Genomic DNA, 21,854 nt, shown 5'->3' with positions numbered 1-21,854 from the left:
TATGAAGATCCTCGTCAAACCCCTGCAGTGCATGGTGCTGGCAGCGTCGCTGCTGCTGGCGCTGCCCGCCTGGGCCGCGGTGGCCGGCGTCGTCGTGCAGCTGAGCGGCCCGCTGCTGGCCAAGAAGGCCAACGGCGCCGTCAAGATCCTGTCGCTCAAGTCCGAGGTGGAAAACGGCGACACGCTGGTGACGGAGAAGAACACCTACGCCCAGGTGCGCTTCATCGACAACAGCGAGATCACGTTGCGGCCCGCTTCCACCCTGACCATCGAGAACTTCAGCTTCGACGGTGGGCGCCAGGAGGGCGACCAGGCCCGCTTCAACCTCGTCAAGGGCGGACTGCGCTCCGTCACGGGGCTGCTCGGCAAGCGCAGCAAGGAAAAGTTCGAGCTGAAGACGCCCACCGCCACGATCGGCATCCGCGGCACCACGTTCATCGTCGAGCACGTGGCGACCGATGTGGCGGGCGCCGCCGCGCGCCCGCCGGGCTTGTACGTGCAGGTGCTGGACGGGATGATTTTTGTCGCCAACGGCGGCGGTGGCACCAGTTTCGCGGCCGGGCAGTTCGGCTTCACGCCGGGCGCCGCGGTGCCGCCGGTCGTGGTGCCGGCCAACCCGGGCATGCAGTTCACGCCGCCGCCCGCGTTCAGCGCACCGCCAGCCGGGGCGCCGGTCGCGCCGGGTGCCGCGCCGGCGGCCGCGCCGCGGCAGGCGGTCGATTGCGAGGTGCGGTAGTCGTGACCCTTGGTGTCAGGCACCTGTTTGCGGGTCTCCCGACCCGCAAACAGGTGCCTGACACCGGTGTTTGCCTGCGCTTCGACGGCGCTGACAGAAACACGTGGTGACAGGCTCCTATCTCAGGGCCTTGACGGCCCTGAGATAGGAGCCTGTCACCTGGGGTCTAGCGCACCTGATTTCCCTTGACCTTCCCATCATGGGATACTTGATGATGACAGCAACCTGTCACAGGAGTATCCCATGACCGAAACCATCATCCCCACGACCAGCCTGGACCTGCGCATCGCCGGCATGAGCTGCGCCTCGTGCGTCGGCCGCGTCGAGAAGGCGCTGCGCGCCGTGCCCGGCGTGACCGATGCCAGCGTCAACCTGGCCACCGAAACGGCGCGCGTCGCCGGTTCCGCGTCCGCGCAGGCATTGCGCGCCGCCGTCGAGCAGGCCGGCTACGAGGCCGAGCCGTTGTCCGCCGCGCCGGCCGCCGCGCTCGACCTTGCCATCGAGGGCATGACGTGCGCCTCATGCGCCGGCCGTGTCGAAAAGGCGCTGCGCGCCGTGCCCGGTGTCACGGGCGCTACCGTCAACCTGGCCACCGAAACCGCCCGCGTCGAGTCCGGCGGCCAGCTCGACCCGGCCGCGTTGCTGGCCGCGGTCGAGCAGGCAGGCTATGCGGCGCGGCTGCGCGAATCGTCCCAGGGCACCGGGCAGGTCGCAGCCGAGGTTCCCAGCGCGCACGGCGTGCGCGCCTGGCTGCGCGGCGACAACGCCGGCGTGCCGGTCTTGTTGTCGGCGCTGCTGTCGCTGCCATTGGTGCTGCCGATGATCGCCGGCCTGGCCGGCGCGCACCACGCCAGCATCGTGCCCGGCTGGCTGCAATGGCTGCTGGCGACACCCGTCCAGTTCCTGTTCGGCGCACGCTTCTACCGCGCCGGCTGGAAGGCGCTGCGCGCGCACGCCGGCAATATGGACCTGCTGGTGGCGCTGGGCACCAGCGCGGCCTATGGCCTGTCGGTGTACCTGCTGCTGACCCGCCCCGCCGGCGTGCACCTGTACTTCGAGGCCGCGGCAGTCGTCATCACGCTGGTCCTGCTGGGCAAATGGCTGGAGGCGCGCGCCAAGCGCGAAACCACCGCCGCGATCCGCGCGCTGCAGCAGTTGCGGCCGGAGTCGGCGCGCGTGCGCCGCACGGCGGCGGACGGCGCTAGCGCCGATGCCGACGTGCCCATTGCCGCGGTGCGGCCCGGCGACATCGTGGTGGTGCGGCCGGGCGAGCGCATCGCCGTCGACGGCGTCGTCAGCGCAGGCGCCAGCCAGGTGGACGAGGCGCTGATCACGGGCGAAAGCCTGCCCGTGCCACGCCACGCGGGCGACCCGGTGACGGGTGGCGCCATCAACGGCGACGGCCTGCTGCTGGTGCGCACCACGGCGGTCGGGGCCGAGAGCACGCTGGCCCGCATCATCCGCCTGGTCGAGGACGCGCAGGCCGCCAAGGCCCCGGTGCAGCACCTGGTGGACAAGGTCAGCGCCGTGTTCGTGCCCGTCGTCGTGCTGATCGCCGCCCTGACCCTGGCCGGCTGGCTGCTGGCAGGCGCCGGTGCCGAGGCGGCCGTCATCAACGCGGTGGCGGTGCTCGTCATCGCCTGCCCGTGCGCACTCGGCCTGGCCACGCCGGCCGCCATCATGGCCGGTACCGGCGTCGCGGCCCGTCACGGCATCCTGATCAAGGATGCCCATGCGCTGGAACTGGCGCACCGGGTCGATACCGTCGTGTTCGACAAGACCGGTACGCTGACGCAGGGGCGCCCGGTGCTGGCCGAATGCCGTCCGGCGGACGGCACGGACGCGGACCGGCTGCTGGCGCTGGCCGCGGCGATCCAGCGCGGCAGCGAGCATGCGCTGGCGCGTGCGGTCACGCAGGCGGCCGAGGCGCGCGCTCTCGCCGTGCCGGCGGCGCAGGCCGTCACGGCGCTGCCGGGCCGCGGCCTGACTGCCATGGTCGACGGCCGCGACCTGATCCTCGGCAGCTCGCGCCTGCTGAGCGAGCGCGGCATCGCGGCCGGCGCACTGGCCACAGCGGCGCAAGGGTTGGAGGATAGCGGCCATACGATCTCGTGGCTGGCCGACGCCGGCGGCCGCACGCTGCTTGGCCTGCTGGCCTTTACCGATCCGCCCAAGCCGGGCGCGCGCAGCGCCGTCGAGCGCCTGCATGCGCGCCACGTCGCCACCGCCATGCTGACCGGCGATAACGCCGGCAGCGCACGTGCCGTCGGCCAGGCCGTCGGAATCGAGGACGTGCGCGCCAGCCTGCTGCCGGGCGACAAAACCGCCGCCATCGGCGCATTGCGTCGGGAGGGCAGGGTGGTGGCGATGGTCGGCGACGGCATCAACGACGCGCCGGCGCTGGCCGCCGCCGACGTCGGCATCGCCATGTCGACGGGGACCGACGTGGCGATGCATGCGGCCGGCATCACGCTGATGCGCGGCGATCCGGTGCTGGTGGCCGATGCCATCGATATCTCGCGGCGCACCTTCGGCAAGATCCGCCAGAACCTGTTCTGGGCCTTCGTCTACAACCTGGCCGGCATTCCGCTGGCCGCGCTGGGACTGCTGAACCCGGTCGTGGCAGGCGCCGCGATGGCGCTCAGCTCCGTTTCGGTGATCGGCAACGCGCTGCTGCTGCGGCGCTGGCGCCCGGGAGCACGATCGTGAACATCGGCCAGGCGGCCACCGCCTCGGGCGTGTCGGCCAAGATGATCCGCTACTACGAAAGCATCGGCCTGCTGCCGGCGGCCGCGCGCACCGACAGCGGCTACCGGGTGTACGGCGAACGCGAATTGCACGTGCTGCGCTTCATCCGCCGCGCGCGCAAGCTGGGCTTCTCGCTGGAGCGCATCGCCGAACTGCTGTCGCTGTGGCGCGACGACAGCCGCGCCAGCGCGGACGTCAAGCGCATCGCGCTGGCGCACGTGACGGAGCTGGAGGAGCGTATTCGCGAGCTGACGGAAATGCGCGACACGCTGGCCACGCTGGCCGCCTGCTGCCACGGCGACGACCGGCCCGACTGCCCGATCTTGCAAACCCTCGGCAGCAACGTATAATCGGCGCCGTTTGGTGCCCGCGCGCGTGCTCACGCGCGCAGTTAAACGGGAAACACATGGCGCGAAGCCAGGGTGTGCTGCCCCCGCAACGGTAAGCAAGCGCCGTCACAAGACGGCAGGATCGCCACGCAACCACTGTCTGCGGATGGGAAGGTTGGCGGTCCGGACTTGCCAGCCCGGATACCGGCCAGACAGGTGGAGCGCCTGCGCATCGCGGCGCTCTGTTCAACCAAGCCCACGGGGAGGTGGGCGCGGTTGCCTTCAATCCGGGACATCCATGTTCATTCTGTCTGCCGGCGGCCGCCTCGCGCGCCGCCGCAAGCCTGGCGCGCTCGCGCGCCGTTTCGTCGCGGCCGCGCTGCCTGCCGCCTTCTTCACTTCGCATGCCGCGGCGCAGGACGCCGCTTCCCACGTTCCCGTCATCAAGGTGCTGGGTCATTACGACAACGGCGTCGGCACGTCGGATGCCGCCAGCCAGGGCACCGTCACGGCCGGCCTGATCGCCAGCCGGCCCGCGCTGCGGCCCGGCGAACTGCTCGAGTTCGTGCCCGGCGTGATCGTCACGCAGCACAGCGGCGACGGCAAGGCCAACCAGTACTTCCTGCGCGGCTTCAACCTCGACCACGGCACCGACTTCGCTACCTACGTGGACGGCATGCCCGTCAATATGCGCACGCACGCGCACGGCCAGGGCTACACCGACCTGAATTTTCTGATTCCGGAACTGGTGGGCCGCATCAACTACAAGAAGGGGCCGTATTACGCGGACGAAGGCGACTTCGCCTCGGCCGGGGCCGCGCGCATGGAGCTGGCCGACCGGCTCGACGCCAGCATGGCCGCCCTGACCGCCGGGGCGCACCAGTACCGCCGCGCGCTGGTGGCCGGCGCCATGCCGCAAGGCGGCGGGAACCTGCTGTACGCGCTGGAGCTGGCGCACAACGACGGGCCGTGGCAGCTGCCGGAGGCGTTTCACAAATGGTCCGGCGTGCTGCGCTACAGCGCCGCCAGCGGCGCCGACCGCTTCAGCGTGACGGCGATGGGTTACCGCGCCGGCTGGCGCGCCACCAGCCAGATCCCGCTGCGCGCCGTGCAGTCCGGCCAGCTGGACGCCTTCGGCACGCTGGACCCGAGCGACGCCGGGCACACGTCGCGCTACAGCCTGTCCGCACAGTGGAAGCGGCGCGGCCCGGATACGGCCTGGCAGGCCAGCGCCTACGTGGTGCGCTCCGACCTGACCCTGTACAACAACTTCACCTGGTTCCTGGACGATCCGCAGGCGGGCGACCAGTTCCTGCAGCGCGAGCGCCGCACGATGACCGGCTTCGACGCCAGCCACACCTGGCATGGCCGCGTGGGCGAGCGTGCCAGCAGCACCACCGTCGGGGTGCAGGGCCGCTTCGACAGGATCGGCCCGCTGGTGCTGGCCGCCACGGCCGACCAGCAACTGCTGCGCTCCTACGCGCGCTCGCGCGTGGACGAGGCCAGCGCGGCGCTGTGGCTGCAGAACACGCTGCAATGGACGCCATGGCTGCGCTCCATCGCCGGGCTGCGGCACGACCGCTACCGCTTCGATGTGGCCAGCTCGATCGCCGCCAACAGCGGCGTGGCGAACGACCACGTCAGCTCGCCCAAGCTGTCGCTGGTGCTGGGGCCGTGGGCCGCGACGGAACTCTTCGTCAACCATGGCGCCGGTTTTCACAGCAACGACGCGCGCGGCACCACGGCGCACGTGGCGCCGCGCGAGGGCACGCCTGTCGATCCCGTAACGCCGCTGGTGAAGACGCGCGGTTCGGAGATCGGCCTGCGCAGCGAGATCGTCAAAGGCCTGCAAAGTTCGCTGGCGTTGTGGCGCCTGCGCTCCGGTTCGGAACTGGTGTTCTCGGGTGACGCGGGCGACACCTCGGCCAGCCGCGCCAGCCGCCGCCATGGAATCGAGTGGAACAACCACTACATCGCCGCGCCCTGGCTGCTGTTCGACCTTGACCTGGCGTATTCACGGGCGCGCTACCTGGGCGACGATCCGGCCGGCGCCCACGTGCCGGGCGCGGTGGAGCGGGTGGCATCGTTCGGCGCGACCGTCGATGACGTCGGCCCGGGCGGGCGCTGGTCCGGCGCATTCCAGCTGCGCTATTTCGGCCCGCGTCCGCTGGTCGAGGACAACAGCGTGCGCTCGTCCGCGACGGCGCTGGCCTACCTGCGCGCCGGTTACCGCATCGACCGCGACTGGCATCTGTCGGTGGACGTGTTCAACCTGTTCGACCGCCGCGGCAACGACATCGAGTATTACTATGCTTCGCGCCTGCCGGGCGAGGCACCGGGCGGGGTCGAGGACATCCACTTCCACCCGGGTGAGCCGCGCACGGCGCGGCTCACCTTGCGCCTGGCCTTCTGATCAGCGCAGGAACATGTAGATCGTCAACGCGACGCCGACGCCGACGACGAAGATGCGCATGATGCGCGGCGGCAGCCGGTGGATCAGCCATGCGCCCAGCAGGCCGCCGCCGATGCCGCCGGCGCACAGCGCCAGCGCGGCGGGCCAGCTGATCAGGCTGGAAAACGCGAAGATCAGGGTGGCCGCCGCATTCATCGCCATCGCCAGCATGTTCTTGGTGGCCGTGGCGGCGCGGATCTGCTGCCCGGCGATGGTCAGCGCGGCCAGCATCAGGAAGCCGATGCCGCCGCCGAAGTAGCCGCCGTAAATGGCGATCGCGCCCTGGGTCAGCACCAGCGCCCAGCGCGGCATCGACGACGCCGCGTGCAGCGGCTGCTTGCGAAACGCGCCCCAGGCGAACATCGACGTGGCGAACAGCACCAGCCAGGGCACCAGCCGCTCGAAGAACGTGGGCGGCGTGATGCGCAAGAGGAGCGCGCCCAGCACGCCGCCGATCACGCTGATGGCGAACATCTGGCGGAACGTCAGCGGGCCCACGTCGTCGACGAAACGGCGTCCGGCAATGGCGGACGTGGCCTGGCTGGGGAACATCGCGATGGTCGACGTCATGTTGGCGGCCAGCGGGTTCAGGCCGGCCAGCAGCAGGGCCGGAAACGTGATGAACGAACCCCCACCGGCCAGGGCGTTCTGGGTGCCGGCGAACAGGCCGGCAGCGGCGATCAGGAGGATGGTGTGCAGTTCGAGCGGGGGGACGGGCGGCATGAAGGATCTCGTTGGGGGCGTCGGACGATTATAGCGTCGCGCCGGTTTGCGCCACCGTGCGTCCTTGTGCGCGCTGCCGGGCTACAATCGGCACACCGTCGATCGACCGTGGAGGTGGCGTGGAACCGTACATTCTGTATTACTGGCCGACCATCCAGGGCCGGGGCGAATTCGTCCGGCTGGCGCTGGAGGAAGCCGGGGTGCCCTACGAAGACGTGGCGCGCGGCCGGCACGGCATGGAATCGATCCAGCACGTGCTCGACTGGCAACAGGCGCGGACCGCGCCGTTCGCGCCGCCGGTGCTGCGCGCGGGCGACCTGCTGATCGGCCAGACTGCCAATATCCTGCAGTTCCTGGGGGCGCGCCACGGCCTGGCGCCGCGCTCGCTGGAGGCGCGGCTGTGGTGCAACCAGCTGCAGCTGACCATTGCCGACGCCGTCGCCGAGGCGCACGACGCCCATCATCCGATCTCGGTGAACAGCTATTACGAGGACCAGAAGAAGGCGGCCGTGGCCCGCACCCGGGATTTCCGCAACCACCGTATCCCGAAGTTCCTCGGCTATTTCGAACAGGTGCTGGACAACAACGCGGGGCACGGCGGGTGGGCCGCCAGCTCGAAGCTGACGTACGTGGATTTGTCGCTGTTCCAGCTGGTCGCGGGCCTGCGCTACGCTTACCCGAACACGATGAAGCGGCTGCAGCGGCACTGGCCACGGCTGATCGCGCTGCACGACATGGTGGCGGCGCGGCCGCGCATCGCGGCCTACCTGAAGTCGAAGCGGCGCATACCCTTCAACGAGGATGGCATTTTCCGGCACTACATCGAGCTCGATGAGCAGGTATGAGTACCGCGAACGAATGGCTTGGGGTCTGTCCCTTCAGGGACTGACCCCGGTTTTATTCCTTACGTTGGGTGTGTGATAAAAACCAGGGTCAGTCCCCTGTGGGGACAGACCCTAACCCTGCGACCGTCAGCGGGCCGCGGTCACCGGATAACCCGCATCGGCGATCGCCGCCTTGACAGCCTCCAGCGGCGCCGCCGAAGCCACCTTGACCTGCTTGCCAGCCAGGTCCACGTCCACCTGCGCCGTGCCGTCGACGGCCTTGACGGCCTTCGTCACGCTGGCCACGCAGTGGCCGCAGCTCATGTTCTCAACCTGCAGTTCGTACATGTGGTACTCCTTTCGTTGTCGATGGGCGTACTGTAATCCTTCCCACGGCGGCAAGGTCAAGCACCGGCCAAAAAAAACCCGCCAGCAGGCGGGTTTTCGGGATGAGCAAGCGAACCGTTACAGCACGTCGCTGGCATGATCCGCCAGGCGCGAGCGCTCGCCGCGCGCCAGGGTCACGTGGCCGCTGTGCGACCAGCCCTTGAAGCGGTCGACCACGTAGGTCAGGCCGCTCGAGCCTTCGGTCAGGTATGGCGTGTCGATCTGCGCGATATTGCCCAGGCAGAGGATCTTGGTGCCGGGGCCGGCGCGCGTCACCAGCGTCTTGATCTGCTTCGGCGTCAGGTTCTGCGCCTCGTCGATGATCAGGAACTTGTTGACGAAGGTGCGGCCGCGCATGAAGTTGAGCGACTTGATCTTGATGCGCGAGCGGATCAGGTCCTGCGTCGCCGCGCGGCCCCATTCGCCGGCGTCGTTGTCGGACTTGTTCAGCACTTCCAGGTTGTCGTCGAAGGCGCCCATCCAGGGGCCCATCTTCTCTTCCTCGGTACCCGGCAGGAAGCCGATGTCCTCGCCTACCGGCACCGTGACGCGGGTGACGATGATCTCGTTGTACAGCTTCGTCTCCAGCACCTGGGCCAGGCCGGAGGCCAGCGCCAGCAGGGTCTTGCCGGTGCCGGCCTGGCCCAGCAGGGTGACGAAATCGCATTCCGGATCCATCAAGAGGTTCAGCGCGAAGTTCTGCTCGCGGTTGCGCGCCGTGACACCCCACACGTTGTTCTTGTTGTGGCTGTAGTCGCGCAGGACCTTGATGACGGCCGTCTTGCCATTCAACTGCTTGACCTGGCCGTAGAACGACGCCTCGCCATTGTTCGGCTCCAGGTAGACGAACTGGTTCACCAGCAGCGAGGGCACGAACGGGCCGGTCACGCGGTAGTACGTGTAGCTGTAGCCGTTCTTGTTCTCCTGCCAGGACTCCATGTCCTTGCCGTGCTTGTTCCAGAAGTCGTCCGGCAGCTGCACGATGCCCGAGTACAGCAGGTCGGTGTCTTCCAGCACGTGGTCGTTGAAGTAATCCTCGGCCGGCAGGCCCAGTGCGCGCGCCTTGATGCGCATATTGATGTCCTTCGACACCAGCACGACGGCGCGGCCTTCCTGTTCCGCTTCCAGCGAACGCACGACGGCCAGGATCTGGTTGTCGGCCTTCCCCTGCGGCAGGCCTTCCGGCAGGTCGGCGATCTGCAGGCGGGTCTGGAAGAACAGGCGGCCCTTGGCGTCCTTGTTGCCCAGCTTGGACAGCGGGATGCCTTGCTCGATCGCGTCGTCGTCCGTGTTGGCGACCAGCGCGTCCAGGGTGCGCGACACCTGGCGCGCGTTGCGGGCGACTTCGGACATGCCCTTCTTGTGGTTGTCCAGCTCCTCCAGGGTCATCATCGGCAGGAACACGTCGTGCTCCTCGAAGCGGAACAGCGAGGTCGGGTCGTGCATCAGCACGTTCGTGTCCAGCACGAACAGCTTGGTGGCGCCGACCTGGTCGGCGTGCCGGCTGGTGGACGACTTGATGACGACTTCCTTGGCCTTGTGGTGGGCCGGATGGGGCGCCTCGGCCTTGATCGGCGTGACCTTGGCACGCGGCGCCTTGGCCTTGACGGTGCTCGCTTGCTCGGCCACGCCAGCCGGTGGCGTCGGCAGGGCAGGCGTTGGCGCGGCGGCGACAGGAGCGACAACCTTGGCCGCGCCCTTGCGCGCCGTCTTCTTCGCCGGCGCCGGCGTCGGGATGTCGGCCATCACGGGTGGCGCGACCGGTTCGGCCAGGAGGGCGGATTTGGCGCGCGTCGATTTCTTCGGCGCGGCGTCGGCTTCATGTTCGGGGAAAGGGACCGGATTCGCTCCGCTCGCCTTGGGGTAATCTTTGGCCAGCAGCAGCGTGGCTGGCTTGGCAGGCAGTTTTGGCAGTGGCATCAGGATCTCATCTTAAAAAAAGTTCCGCCATGACGCGGTGCGCCACGGTGAATGGGTCGGTCGGAATAGCGGATGCCGTGGAAAAGGACAGGGAAAAAACAGGGAAAAACGAACAGCAGGGTTGCAGGAATGAGCACTGTGGGACAATGCGGGGGCAGGCACAGGTAACAGCGCGGGCCGGCGCTCTGCCGGACAGTGAAGACGGGGAGATTGCTGTCGACTCAAGTTCTAGCTGTCTCCATTCTGGCTGTATCAAATACGTTCATTCGCGGACTCGGTCCCGCCGGCGCCAGGCGCCGCGGCAGGACCTCATGCCCAGTGTACTCGCGCGTGGGGCCCTAGCGGCGCACGACAAATTCGAGCACTTCGTCAACGTGCCCGGGGACCTTGACGCCACGCCATTCTTTCACCAACCGGCCGTCAGCGTCAATCACAAACGTGCTGCGTTCCACGCCCCGTACTTCCTTGCCGTACATCTTCTTCATCTTCATCACGCCGAACGCCTGGCACACCGCTTCGTCCGGATCGGAGATCAGTTCGAACGGCAGGTCCAGCTTGGCCTTGAAGCCTTCGTGCGAGCGCAGCGAGTCGCGGCTGATGCCGTATACCTCGGCACCGGCGGCGCGGAATTTGTCGTGCAGGTCGCGGAAGGCCAGGCTCTCGGTCGTGCAGCCGGGGGTGTTGTCCTTCGGGTAGAAATACAGCACGGTGGTCTTGGCGGGGCGTCCCGACAGCGTGAAGGTCTGGCCGCCGGTCATGGCGGCGGAAAAGTCAGCCAGAGGGGAAGGGGTTTGGCTATCGGCCACTGAGGTTCTCCTGGAGAGCGGTGTTGTGCGGTGCCGGCGACGGCACCTGCGCATATTGCTGCGGATGGGGCCGTTTCAAGGCTGGCATCATTTTTCGATGATCAGGGCGAGCAGCACCTTGCGCCCTTCGCCCATCAGGATGTTGTAGGTTCGGCAGGCCGCATTGGTGTCCATGCAGTCCACGCCGATGTGGCGCGACGTCAGCGGCGCGGACAGGCGCGGGTGGACGAAGCGCTGGCGCTCGCCGGTGCCGAGGATGACGACATCCGGCTGCTCGGCCAGCAGCTGCTCGAAATGCTCGACGGTCAGCTCCTCGAACCTGGCGACCGGCCAGGCACGCGGCGGCGTCTCCGGCAGCATCATCAGGCTGTAGTCGAAAGGCTGGGCATTGATCTCGACACCGCCCGGGAAATAGCCCGTCACCGTCTGGTACTGTTTGGTGTTGCTGGCGTGAAGCTTCATGAAAAGGCTCGCATCTGGTCTCAAACGGGCACTATTGTAACGCCTGTCGCCGCGTTTACCGGGCTGGGCCGGTTGGGAGGTTGCTTAAATCAGGCGACTTCGGCAGAATGGGTATTTTCGCAATGCAGCATAAAGGATGGCAACGGCTTCGCCTGCCACGCTGCGCCCATGAAGGATTGATTTTGCGACCGATTCAGAAATCGAACAAGCTGGCCGAAGTTTGCTATGAAATCCGTGGTCCCGTGCCGGAAAAGGCGCGCCAGATGGAGGAAGAGGGCCACAAGATCACCAAGCTCAATATCGGCAACCTGGCCGTCTTCGGCTTCGATCCGCCCGACGAGATCGTGCAGGACATGAAGATCCAGCTGCCCAACGCGGCCGGCTACACGGATTCGAAGGGCATGTTCGCGCCGCGCAAGGCGGTCATGCACTATACCCAGGAAAAGAACATCGCCGGCGTGACGATCGACGACATCTACCTGGGCAACGGCGCCTCCGAGCTGATCGTGATGGCGATGAACGCGCTGCTCAACAACGGCGACGAGGTGCTGGTGCCGGCGCCGGACTATCCGCTGTGGACGGCGGCCGTCAGCCTGTCCGGCGGTCGCCCCGTGCACTACATCTGCGACGAGCAGCAGGACTGGTACCCCGACATCGACGACATGCGCCGCAAGATCACGCCGAATACCAAGGCGATCGTCGTCATCAACCCGAACAACCCGACCGGCGCGCTGTATCCGGACGAGGTGCTGCTGCAGATCATCGCGTTGGCGCGCGAGTATGGCCTCATCATCTATGCCGACGAGATCTACGACAAGGTGCTGTACGACGGCGCCGTGCACACGTCGATCGCGGCGCTGTGCGACGACCTGCTGGTCGTCACCTTCAACGGCCTGTCCAAGAACTACCGCGCGTGCGGCTACCGCGCGGGCTGGATGGTGCTGTCGGGCGAGAAGAGACACGCGAAAGACTATATCGAGGGCCTGAACATGCTGGCCTCGATGCGCCTGTGCGCGAATGCACCGGGCCAGTTTGCCATCCAGACTGCGCTCGGCGGCTACCAGAGCATCCATGACCTGGTCAGCCCCGGCGGGCGCCTGCTCAAGCAGCGCGACCTCGCCTACCAGCTGCTGACGGACATCCCCGGCATCAGCGTGGTGAAACCGAAGGCGGCGCTGTACATGTTTCCCCGCCTCGACCCGAAGATCTACCCGATCGCGGATGACCAGCAGTTCGCCTACGACCTGCTGGCGGAGACCAAGGTCCTGATCGTGCAGGGGACGGGCTTCAACTGGATCGCGCCGGATCATTTCCGCGTCGTGTTCCTGCCCAATACCGACGACATGACGGAAGCCTTCGGACGCATCGCGCGCTTCCTGGAGGGCTACCGCCGCCGACACGGCCAGGGCTGACCGATCAACCTGGCGCCGGCAGCGATGCGGGCGCCGAACCAGAAGCACAGACATGAAATCGATAAGAGTAGGTTTGCTGGGCGTTGGCAATGTGGGCGGCGGCACCTTCGACGTCCTGAAACGCAACCAGGAAGAGATCCGCCGCCGCGCCGGCCGCGGCATCGAGGTGGCGGCCGTTTCGGCCCGCAACACCGAGCGCGCCAAGGCCCGCACCGGCGGCGAGGTGAACGTGGTGGCCGATCCGTTCGAGATCGTCAACGACCCGTCGATCGACATCGTCGTCGAACTGATCGGCGGCTACGACACCGCGCGCGAACTGGTGCTGCAAGCCATCGCCAACGGCAAGCACGTCGTCACCGCCAACAAGGCCCTCCTGGCCGTGCACGGCAACGAGATCTTCAAGGCCGCCCAGGAAAAGGGCGTGATGGTGGCGTTCGAGGCGGCCGTGGCCGGCGGCATCCCCATCATCAAAGCGCTGCGCGAAGGCCTGACCGCCAACCGCATCGAATGGCTGGCCGGGATCATCAACGGCACCACCAACTTCATCCTGTCCGAGATGCGCGACAAGGGCCTGGACTTCGACACGGTGCTGAAAGAAGCGCAAGCCCTGGGCTATGCGGAAGCCGATCCCACCTTCGACATCGAGGGCATCGACGCGGCGCACAAGGCCACCATCATGTCCGCCATCGCATTCGGCATTCCGGTGCAGTTTTCGAAGGCGCACGTGGAAGGCATCACCAAGCTGGAAGCGATCGACATCCGCTACGCCGAGCAACTGGGCTACCGCATCAAGCTGCTGGGCATCGCCAAGCGCACCAAGGTCAATGGCGTGGAAGGCATCGAGCTGCGCGTGCACCCGACCTTGATTCCGGCCAAGCGCCTGATCGCCAACGTCGAGGGTGCGATGAACGCCGTGCTGGTGCAGGGCGACGCCATCGGCGCCACGCTGTACTACGGCAAGGGCGCGGGCGCCGAGCCGACGGCATCGGCCGTCATCGCCGACCTGGTCGACATCACCCGCCTGGCCACGGCCGATCCGGAACACCGCGTGCCGCACCTGGCCTTCCAGCCGGGCGAGCTGGCCGACATCGCCATCCTGCCGATGGCGGAAGTCACGACCAGCTACTACCTGCGCATGCGCGTGACGGACCAGCCGGGCGTGCTGGCCGACCTGACCCGCATCCTGGCCGACGGCGCCATCTCGATCGACGCGATGATGCAGAAGGAACCAGCCGAGGGCGAGACCCAGGCCGACATCATCATGCTGACGCACCAGACCCAGGAGAAGAAGGTGCTGGACGCGATCGCGCGCATGGAAGGACTGCCGACGGTGCTGGGCAGCGTGACCAAGATCCGGCTGGAGAACCTCAGCTGAGATTGGCGCGGCTGGCACCGCCGGCCGGGGCATAAAAAAGCCGACGGCGTCCTGCACGCCGTCGGCTTTTTTGTCGCTCTTGCCGTCAGCTCGTGCGGCGGCGACGGGCGTGCAAGCCCAGCGCGAGCAGGCCGGCGCCCAGCATGGCGTAAGTCGAGGGCTCGGGGACCAGTCCAACGGTCCTGATGCTGGTCTGGGTATAGAGCTGGAAACTGACATCACGCGCGACGTCGCTCGTGTTCACGTAGGACATGGTGATCTGCTCATTGCTGTCCAGGTCATTCGGTCCGAAGGTCGTGCTGACCAGTCTTTTCTCGAACCGGTATTCGCTGGCGCCGGTCGAACCTTGCGGTGTGAGGTTGAGGTAGACGCTCTGCAGCCAGTTGCTGGACGGCGTAGCCTTGTGTCCCGTCATCGACAACCAGCCGTCGAGGACGAGCCCGCTCTGCGGTGCCAGGGTAAGCGTAAGCCTCTGCGACACCCATGAGCCCGCGGTCATCGAATTGGTGGCACTGGAAGAGTTCAGGTCGAAACCACCAAACTGCCCCGCCCACGCAGTCTGGCTGGACGAGCCGTATTTGGCAATGTTGACACTGGCCGCACCAGTCGGGTATTGGTCGTCGGACCAGGACTGGCGCCCATCGTAGAGGGAGGCTTCGATCTCCGTGGTCATTTCCTTGACTGTGAATGCGGAGGTAACGCCGTCATCCGGCGTCAGGTCGAACACGCTCAAGTTGAGGTTAGAAAGGCGCATGCTTGCCGAACTGGCCTGGCTGGCGGCAGATGCCGCACCAGAGAACAGAAGCCCAGCGATCAGCAGGGTGGTAATTTTTTGGTTCATGATGACTCCGCATGGTCCCGCTTTAAGACGGGCAACCATCGTTAAAATATTGTAGGAAATTGAGTCGTCGTCGATCGGCTTATGTGCTCAAGCCGCGTTTGCGGCGTAGCCGTGCGTGACCCAACAAGCCGAGCAGGCCGAGCCCCATCATCATGTAGCTCGACGGTTCCGGTACCAGGATCACGCCGCCTTGCGCGTACGCCTGGAACTTGACGGTGATGTCCTTGGCGTAATCCGTCGTGTTCGCAAAACTCAGCGCAAAGGCCTGCGACTCGTTGATATTCACGAAGGAACCGTCTTCCCAGATTCTTTCACGGCTGAGGTAATTGCGATCGCCGTTATCGAAGGAAACGATCAGGCTGTGCTTCGAGTAGTTCGTAGCGTTCGGGCCGTAGGCATTGCCTGCCATGACGGAGGTGCCGCTCAGGACGAACGCGGAACGCGGTGCCACGGTCACGACAAATGTTTGCACTGCCGAGGCCTCGAAACTGCTTGGCACATCGTAATTCGACGTGATGGCCATGTCCAGCTGGCCTACGCCGCCAAGCCAGGTCGCGTTGGACGAAGAGCCGCCTAGGTTGATCGCGACATTGCCAGCGCTGCCGAGGGTTTCCGTATGGGTCTCATAGCCGCTATTGACGCGTGCGCAGGAGCATTGTTTGGTTCAGTTGCGCGCGCTTCGGTATGAGTTCATTGATTTTGAGGAGATATGGTGGCGAAGTATCCCGGCAACTTGCCAAATACCTGGCACGAGAGATTGGAACGGTATGTCGTGCAGCCGCACACGGGCGGCTGCTCGGAAGCGTCGGTCTGGCGCGTCGCACAGCCTGATAATGCGCCGGTGTGGTTCATCAAGTCCGAACCCGCCACCCCGCTGGCCGAGCTGCCAGGCGAGGCAGTCCGGCTGCGCTGGCTGGCGCAGGCCGGCGTGCCGTGTGCGCCAGTCGTGGACACCGTCACGGCGGCGGATCAGCACTGGCTCCTGCTGGGCGCGGTGCCAGGCCATGACCTGACGGGCGTTGAGCCGGCACAGGCCGTGGCCGTGCTGGCCGACGCGCTGCGTCGCCTACATGCCCTAGACCCGCGCGAGTGCCCATTCGACCACCGAGCGCAAGTGCGTATCGGCCACGCGCTGGCCCGGCTGGACGCAGGCCTGGTCGACGCCGACGATTTCGACGAAGACAATGCCGGCTGTGCCCCCGGCGAGCTGGCCGCTTTGCTGGCCGAACGCAAGCCGGCACAAGAAGACCTGGTCGTCACGCATGGCGACGCCTGCCTGCCGAACGTGCTGGCGCAAGACGGCGAATTTTCCGGCTTCATCGATTGCGGCCGGCTGGGCGTGGCGGACCGCCACCAGGACCTGGCCCTGGCCGTGCGCGATATCGGCGAGGCGCTGGGCGAAGCGTGGGTCGAGCCGTTCCTGGCGCGCTACTTCGCGCCAGGGCCGGTCGCATTCGATGCTGGCCGGGCAGCGTTCTACCGCCTGCTCGACGAGTTTTTCTAGCGCCGGCGGACGCCGTGTGCGCTATCTCAGCGTTGCAGATACCGCGGCAGTGCGCCGCCGTGACCTGTACCGCCGAAGTAGCGCGACTTGCATCCAGCTGAGGTCGTTATTTCGGCGGCCATCCGCGGCGCTGGCGGCGGCGCGCAACGGAGGCGACGCCGAGCAGACCCGCCCCCAGCATCAGCCAGGTCGAAGGCTCGGGCACTGCCGAGATGCCCACTGCCTGCGTCTTGAAACTCAGCGTCAGCCAGTGTTCGTAGCTGTCCGTATTGGAGTAGGACAGCGCAAACGACTCTACCTTGTTGAACGGCGTGACGGCGTCGATCACACTGTGATAGTCGTCATGCGTGTCGAGATAGGCGTCCAGGACGATGTCGGCCGTCGAGATACCCCGACCGGCGCCGTTGCCGACGAACACTGCCTGCTGGACGATGTCGCCGTACACGATCAAGCGCGCGTTTGGACCCAGATAGAGATTCGTCTGCTCCGCTGTCAGCGTCGTCGCCTTGCCGTCCAGGTTCGATAGCACACGTACCGAGCTCTCGCTTTCTCCGCCGACCGGCGTGTTCCACGTCACCGCCGCGCTCGAGCCACTATGCCGCACGCGCAGGGTATCCGCGTGATCGAGGTCCCCTTCGAACAGCGTGGTCTCTCCGGTTCCATGTCCCAGGGTGACTCTGCGCTGGTAAGTGGACCAACCTAACTGAAACGTCGGCGTGATGCCGTCGTCTGGCGTCAGGTCGATGACTTCGAAGCGAAGGTTCGACACCTGTGTCTTGACATCCATGCCATCGGTCGGCAGAACGGTGGCGGCAGCGGCGCTGCCGGCGACCAGCGCGCCCAGTGCCATGGAAGTAATAAGACGTTTCATTGGTTCTCCTTGTTTTACAGTATGCGGTGATGAGGTGAAGGCCGGTGCCATGGTCAGGCAGGCTGGCCACGGCGGGAGCGCCAGCAGATGCCGAGCAGACCGGCGCCCAGCATCAGGTACGTCGAGGGTTCGGGAACGCCCGGCACGATAGGCGCGTGGGCGTATGCGTAAGTGTCCATCCGCACGCTGAGTTCGCGCGGAAGGTCCGTATCGTTCACATAGGTCAGGCTGAAGGGGTCAGTCTGCGCGTAGTCGGGCACGTTGTCGCCGCCCAGTATCCGCTCGAACAGCAGCTCGTGGCTTGGATCGCCGAAATCGTAGATCTTGGCCCTGAAGTCCGAAGTCAACCGATAGCTCCAACCCTGCGTGGCGGGATTCGTTCCGCTCTGCGCAACCAGTCCGCTGAAGACAAAAACCGTGTGCGGGGCGAGGGTCACGAGCATGGACTGGCTGGCATCGACCCTGCCTGTGAAAATCGACTGCGAACTGGTGACCGACAAGCTGAGTCCCCCCAAGGCGCCGTTCCAGGAAGCGCTGGCATACTCGTTGCGGTATTCCAGCTCGATGGTGCTGGCGCTGGATGGGCGGTCGCGCGCGGAGCCGTACATGTTGCCGTCCCAGCCCGAGCGTGACAGGGTTGCCTCCAGGAGTGTATAGGTGTCGCGGATCGTATAGCCAGCCGCGATCCCGTCCGCCGGCGTCAGGTCGAATACTTGAAAGGCGACGTCGCTGACCTTGACGCTGGTAGTGCTGACAGGTCCCGCCGCGCTGGCGCTCGTGGCGAACAATATGCTGCAGAATGCTGCTGTAAACAATTTTCGGTTCATGATCGGTTCCAGGTCTGGACGCAATGAATGCGTCCGGTTATCGATGAGTGCTAATGCGTTCCGCAGCTGGCGTTGCCGGACTATCTGAGCGGCTTTGCCCTGCGCCGTGCTGTCGCGCCAAGTGCTACCAGGCCGGCACCGAGCATCAGCCAAGTCGACGGCTCCGGCACCGGCGCTGTGACGGCCGGGACCAGCGGTCCTTTCAGGCTGCCGTCTGCCCACAACTCGAGCGACAACGTGATATCGCGCGCGACGTCGGTGGTGTTCGTGTAGCCCAGTGCGAAATCATTGATCAGATTGAATTCGCCGTCATACAGGCCGGTCGGATAGGAGCTGAACAATTTTTGGTTTTTCGAGGCGCCATCGGCCGGGCCGAGCCGCATGATCATGCTCGCCTGGGCATAGATGCTGGACCATTCCCCATAGTTGCTGCCTTCCAGTAGGGAGCGGCCACTGGCGACGAATGCCGTGTGCGGGGACAGCGTGATGACGATCGTCTGCGTCGCCTTGGCCGTCACGTAGGTTTCGCTGACGGGTGCATCGATATGGGCGGATGCCGACAGTTCGCCGAAAACACCCGACCAGGAACCGGTCGCCCTGGTCGCGCCGCTGCCGTGTGTGACCGACCCGGCAGTCGTACGCGTTTCGGTATACGGATGATAGGTGCCCGCGGTCGAATACGACAGCTCGTACAGGTTGGTGAGCGAGCTGATCGAATAATGTGCCGCGATGCCGTCGGCCGGTGCCAGATCGTAGACATTGAACGCAATGTTTGTGACACGCGAGCTGTAGTCGCTCCCGAACAGCGGGGCGGCCACGGCCCATTGGGTCATGGTGGCAAGCGCGACGCTGGCCAGCACTTTCGGAGTGAGTTGATGTTTCATCTGAACCTTTTAGGCGGCGCGGCTGCGCGCGCCGATGGAGTTGACAAGCTGCCGCAGCGGCAGGACAGGAGGCGGTGGCTATCTTGATGATAGTAAAAAAGCAACTGTCTTAAGAATAATATATTAGATGTTGTAGTCTGGCTATCGGTAGGGCGTCGCACTTCACGGTCCGCAATATGCCCCTGAACCGCGGACGGAACGGTGCATTGCCGTCGAGCTTGCAGGCAAGGGTGGCCAAGCGGCCATTGGTTGTCGCCGCCAAAGAGCGCGCGGGAGCCGCGCTGACATTGGCTTCTCATAATCATCGGCAATGTCACGTGTCCCGACATGACGGCCGTTCCGCTGGCAGGGAATGACGAATTTGGCGCCAGCATAATCGTGAAGTATTGCGTTAGATAGACGGTCGGCCTCACGTAAGGCAGTGCGGTAGTGGCGGTGGCAGTGACATTGCCGCTGCCACCCGCCCAGGTCGAGTCAGCAGTAGCGCCGCTGCTGTAGAGCTGATGGGTGAATGGCTCATACAGGTTCTTGTGCTCCCACAGGGACCTTCCTTCTCTGCCATCCTCGATCTGCAGGCTCATGTGAACGGCTGGCACAGCCGCTTCAAGGGCTGGCTGGGCCGGTTCAATGGTGTTGCCAGCCGCTACCTGGCCAATTACACCGGTTGGTATCGGGAACTGGATGCCGGCTCGCCGGCGACGCCGTCCGACTGGCTGCGCATCGGGGTGGCGCCGGGGCAGTACGGCACAGGCTGCTAGTGACAGCGGCGCGCTCATAAAGTTTCGCGACAAGCGGCAGCCACAAGCTGACGCGAACAGCGCCAATAAAAAGGGCGGCCGCGGCCGCCCTGGCGTTGCGCCCGCCTGCCAGTCAAGCTGCGCGATGGCGACGTGCCGCCTGCGCCCCGATGGCCAGCAGCCCCACACCGAGCATCAGGTAAGTGGCCGGTTCCGGCACCGGCGCGACGGCATACCGCACGTCGCTGAACAAGCGATAGGTGAAGCTCAGGTCCTGCGCGCTGTCGGTGAGATTGACGTAAGACACGCTGAAATCCTGTTGCAGGCTGAAGTCCGGCGTGGCGTTGCCGCTGGCAGGGTCCCAGCTCCCACGCTCGAGTTCGTAACGGATGTCGTGCTGGGGATTTACCAGGCCGAGCACGTCCAGCCAGACGCCGACCTTGCTGAAGCTGCCAGGCGTGTTGCGTCCATCCGCCACCGTTACCAGTGCCGTGAAGGCAAATGCGGTGTGCGGGGCTACGCGGATCGTGAAGGCGTGCCAGGCGTCCGCGGACGAGTAGCCGGCGCTATTGCCGCTACTGGTCGTGAGCGTTATCTCTCCCAGTGTTCCGGTCCATCCGGCGCTGGCTTGCATCATGTGGCTGTCGCGTGCGATGGTCGCGGCACCCGTGGGAGAGGCTGACGCCATGACGCCGGCGCCCTCGTCCTGGTTCAAGTAGATATTGAGCCCCGTGTAGACTTTCTGGATCGAATAGCCGGCAGCATTGCCGTCGTCGGGCGTCAGGTCGAACACATGGATGGCGGCGTTGGCAATGCTGATCGAGGCGCTGGTGGGCGTGGCGGCAGATGCGCTCGTGCCGGCAAGCAAAGCGGCCACGCAGGCGGCAGTGATGGCAAATTTCATGGGCAGGCTCCAAATGGCGGCGCCAGCGGCGCCGTGGCGATGTTCAGGTGGCAAGTGAGTGCGGTGGGCATGCCGCTTCAGCCCAGGAGTTTGCGGTGCCGGCGCGCCGCGCCGGCGATGCCGGCCATGCCGACCGCCAGCATCAGCCAGGCCGACGGTTCGGGAACGGCGATGATGTTCGCGTACGTCTGCAAGTCATAACGGAAGATCACCTGGCGCGCCTCGCTGCCGCCGTTCGCGTAACTCAGCGCAAACTGGTCGGCGCTGTACACGCCCGCGTCATAGCCGTCGTAGGTGTACAGGGTGTAGTGAACCTCGTTGCGCGACACTGCGCCATCGGGGACCAGGCCGAGGTTGACCCGCGTGGTGGCGCCACCGCTCCAGATGGTGGGATCGATGTCCCTGGACTGCGTCACCAAGCCACGGATGACGAGCATCGAATGTGGCGCGACCGTGTATACGACCGACTGGCGTGCGATCGAATACAGGCTGGCGTCGGCATGCGCGGCGACCGCGACGACTTCCAGGCCGCCCACGCCACCCTGCCAAGAGCCCGAGGCGGAGGATCTGCCTCGACGCAGGGAGACCTCGCCTGGCCCTTCCAGGACCGGGCTCGACCGGGTATCGAAGTCGTAAAACAGGTCGAAGCTCGTACTGGTCGATCCTTGCGTATAGCCGGGTGCGATGCCGTCGGCCGGTGCCAGGTCGAATACCTGTACGGCGATATGGTCGACCCGGGCCTCTGCCCGGGTGAATGTCGCTGCCGAGGCGGGCAGGTGGCTGGCAGTAAGCACCAGCATCGTTATCGCCGCGCGCGCGGCCTGGACTATCTTGTTCAAGTGCGATCTCCCTGGCGGCACTGCTGCGGGTGCCGTCGTCGTTGCTGGACCGCCGCAGCCAGGCGGGATAGGCCGCGAGTGACTTGCAAAAAAATATCAAGGTGGCAACTATCTTGACAATGATATATGGATTATTGTCGACCGTCTTGCCCTTTTTTGCGTGCGCCCGCCGCGCCACTGCCAGGGCACGGCGTGGGCGGACGTGGCCGTGCCCTGTGACGGCACGTCCATCGGAGCGGCCGCTGTCGTCTCGGCCGGGGCGTGGCGTCGGCA

General features: G+C 65.9%; 20 protein-coding genes, 1 pseudogene and 1 riboswitch. Of the genes and pseudogenes, 9 read left to right on the top strand and 12 right to left on the bottom strand.

Annotated elements, in window-relative coordinates:
- The first annotated feature begins 1 nt into the window (after position 1).
- The 4 genes from E7V67_019455 to E7V67_019440 all read left to right on the top strand — a co-directional run bounded on the left by E7V67_019455 (position 2) and on the right by E7V67_019440 (position 6,226).
- Complete coding sequence (locus E7V67_019455; protein ID WUR11861.1) at positions 2-736, top strand: FecR family protein; 735 nt, start codon at positions 2-4, stop codon at positions 734-736.
- Positions 737-979: 243 nt separating this feature from the next.
- Positions 980-3,445 (top strand): heavy metal translocating P-type ATPase, encoded by a 2,466-nt coding sequence (locus E7V67_019450; GenBank protein WUR11860.1) that lies wholly within the window; start codon positions 980-982, stop codon positions 3,443-3,445.
- Positions 3,442-3,834, top strand: coding sequence for a Cu(I)-responsive transcriptional regulator (gene cueR, locus E7V67_019445; GenBank protein ID WUR11859.1), 393 nt, complete (start codon positions 3,442-3,444; stop codon positions 3,832-3,834). The genes E7V67_019450 and cueR overlap by 4 nt, the downstream gene beginning before the upstream one ends.
- Positions 3,829-4,041: riboswitch (cobalamin riboswitch) on the top strand. (Overlaps the previous gene by 6 nt.)
- 70 nt (positions 4,042-4,111) lie before the next feature.
- Positions 4,112-6,226, top strand: a complete 2,115-nt coding sequence (locus tag E7V67_019440) for a TonB-dependent receptor (GenBank protein ID WUR11858.1) — start codon at positions 4,112-4,114, stop codon at positions 6,224-6,226.
- On the opposite strand, the gene E7V67_019435 is transcribed toward E7V67_019440, so the two are convergent.
- Positions 6,227-6,988 carry a sulfite exporter TauE/SafE family protein gene (locus E7V67_019435; GenBank protein ID WUR11857.1) on the bottom strand — a complete coding sequence of 254 codons (762 nt, stop codon included), beginning with the start codon at positions 6,986-6,988 and terminating at the stop codon, positions 6,227-6,229. It abuts the gene before it with no gap.
- 119 nt (positions 6,989-7,107) lie between these two features.
- On the opposite strand from E7V67_019435, the gene E7V67_019430 reads away from it, so the two are divergent.
- Positions 7,108-7,833, top strand: a complete 726-nt coding sequence (locus tag E7V67_019430; protein ID WUR11856.1) for a glutathione S-transferase — start codon at positions 7,108-7,110, stop codon at positions 7,831-7,833.
- A gap of 126 nt (positions 7,834-7,959) precedes the next feature.
- Here the strand turns inward: E7V67_019430 and E7V67_019425 are convergent, their stop codons facing one another.
- From E7V67_019425 to E7V67_019410, 4 genes are all read right to left on the bottom strand, one after another.
- Positions 7,960-8,160, bottom strand: a complete 201-nt coding sequence (locus E7V67_019425) for a cation transporter (GenBank protein ID WUR11855.1) — start codon at positions 8,158-8,160, stop codon at positions 7,960-7,962.
- Between the two features lie 117 nt (positions 8,161-8,277).
- Entirely contained in the window at positions 8,278-10,119 is a 1,842-nt protein-coding gene (locus tag E7V67_019420; GenBank protein ID WUR11854.1) for a PhoH family protein, read from the bottom strand.
- Positions 10,120-10,457: 338 nt separating this feature from the next.
- Positions 10,458-10,925 carry a peroxiredoxin gene (locus tag E7V67_019415; protein ID WUR11853.1) on the bottom strand — a complete coding sequence of 156 codons (468 nt, stop codon included), beginning with the start codon at positions 10,923-10,925 and terminating at the stop codon, positions 10,458-10,460.
- Between the two features lie 87 nt (positions 10,926-11,012).
- Complete coding sequence (locus E7V67_019410) at positions 11,013-11,387, bottom strand: Mth938-like domain-containing protein (protein ID WUR11852.1); 375 nt, start codon at positions 11,385-11,387, stop codon at positions 11,013-11,015.
- A 182-nt stretch (positions 11,388-11,569) separates the two neighbouring features.
- Here E7V67_019410 and E7V67_019405 point away from each other — a divergent pair, with 182 nt between their 5' ends.
- Both E7V67_019405 and E7V67_019400 read left to right on the top strand, forming a co-directional pair.
- Positions 11,570-12,799 (top strand): pyridoxal phosphate-dependent aminotransferase, encoded by a 1,230-nt coding sequence (locus E7V67_019405; protein WUR11851.1) that lies wholly within the window; start codon positions 11,570-11,572, stop codon positions 12,797-12,799.
- 52 nt (positions 12,800-12,851) lie between these two features.
- Positions 12,852-14,174: a homoserine dehydrogenase gene (locus tag E7V67_019400; protein ID WUR11850.1), complete on the top strand. Its 1,323-nt coding sequence runs from the start codon at positions 12,852-12,854 to the stop codon at positions 14,172-14,174.
- Positions 14,175-14,259: 85 nt separating this feature from the next.
- Here E7V67_019400 and E7V67_019395 read toward each other — a convergent pair whose 3' ends face one another.
- Together E7V67_019395 and E7V67_019390 are read right to left on the bottom strand one after the other, a co-directional pair.
- Positions 14,260-15,015 (bottom strand): PEP-CTERM sorting domain-containing protein, encoded by a 756-nt coding sequence (locus E7V67_019395; GenBank protein WUR11849.1) that lies wholly within the window; start codon positions 15,013-15,015, stop codon positions 14,260-14,262.
- A 79-nt stretch (positions 15,016-15,094) separates the two neighbouring features.
- A complete protein-coding gene (locus E7V67_019390) occupies positions 15,095-15,538 on the bottom strand; it encodes a PEP-CTERM sorting domain-containing protein (protein ID WUR11848.1) in 444 nt (147 codons plus the stop codon).
- A gap of 186 nt (positions 15,539-15,724) precedes the next feature.
- On the opposite strand from E7V67_019390, the gene E7V67_019385 reads away from it, so the two are divergent.
- Positions 15,725-16,519, top strand: coding sequence for an APH(3') family aminoglycoside O-phosphotransferase (locus tag E7V67_019385; GenBank protein WUR11847.1), 795 nt, complete (start codon positions 15,725-15,727; stop codon positions 16,517-16,519).
- A 106-nt stretch (positions 16,520-16,625) separates the two neighbouring features.
- Here E7V67_019385 and E7V67_019380 read toward each other — a convergent pair whose 3' ends face one another.
- The 3 genes from E7V67_019380 to E7V67_019370 all read right to left on the bottom strand — a co-directional run bounded on the left by E7V67_019380 (position 16,626) and on the right by E7V67_019370 (position 19,101).
- Entirely contained in the window at positions 16,626-17,390 is a 765-nt protein-coding gene (locus tag E7V67_019380; protein ID WUR11846.1) for a PEP-CTERM sorting domain-containing protein, read from the bottom strand.
- Positions 17,391-17,443: 53 nt separating this feature from the next.
- Positions 17,444-18,217 (bottom strand): PEP-CTERM sorting domain-containing protein, encoded by a 774-nt coding sequence (locus tag E7V67_019375; protein ID WUR11845.1) that lies wholly within the window; start codon positions 18,215-18,217, stop codon positions 17,444-17,446.
- 80 nt (positions 18,218-18,297) lie between these two features.
- A complete protein-coding gene (locus E7V67_019370) occupies positions 18,298-19,101 on the bottom strand; it encodes a PEP-CTERM sorting domain-containing protein (GenBank protein WUR11844.1) in 804 nt (267 codons plus the stop codon).
- A 578-nt stretch (positions 19,102-19,679) separates the two neighbouring features.
- Here E7V67_019370 and E7V67_019365 point away from each other — a divergent pair.
- Positions 19,680-19,859 (top strand): annotated as a pseudogene (locus E7V67_019365) (IS1595 family transposase).
- Between the two features lie 112 nt (positions 19,860-19,971).
- On the opposite strand, the gene E7V67_019360 reads toward E7V67_019365, so the two are convergent.
- Both E7V67_019360 and E7V67_019355 read right to left on the bottom strand, forming a co-directional pair.
- Complete coding sequence (locus tag E7V67_019360) at positions 19,972-20,742, bottom strand: PEP-CTERM sorting domain-containing protein (protein WUR11843.1); 771 nt, start codon at positions 20,740-20,742, stop codon at positions 19,972-19,974.
- Between the two features lie 77 nt (positions 20,743-20,819).
- The gene (locus tag E7V67_019355; protein ID WUR11842.1) at positions 20,820-21,581 is read right to left on the bottom strand and encodes a PEP-CTERM sorting domain-containing protein; all 762 of its coding nucleotides are present in this window, start codon (positions 21,579-21,581) and stop codon (positions 20,820-20,822) included.
- Positions 21,582-21,854 lie beyond the last annotated feature (273 nt).

The organism is [Empedobacter] haloabium (assembly GCA_008011715.2).
Taxonomy (GTDB): domain Bacteria; phylum Pseudomonadota; class Gammaproteobacteria; order Burkholderiales; family Burkholderiaceae_D; genus Rugamonas; species Rugamonas haloabia.
This window is presented reverse-complemented; position numbering and strand designations above follow the sequence as displayed.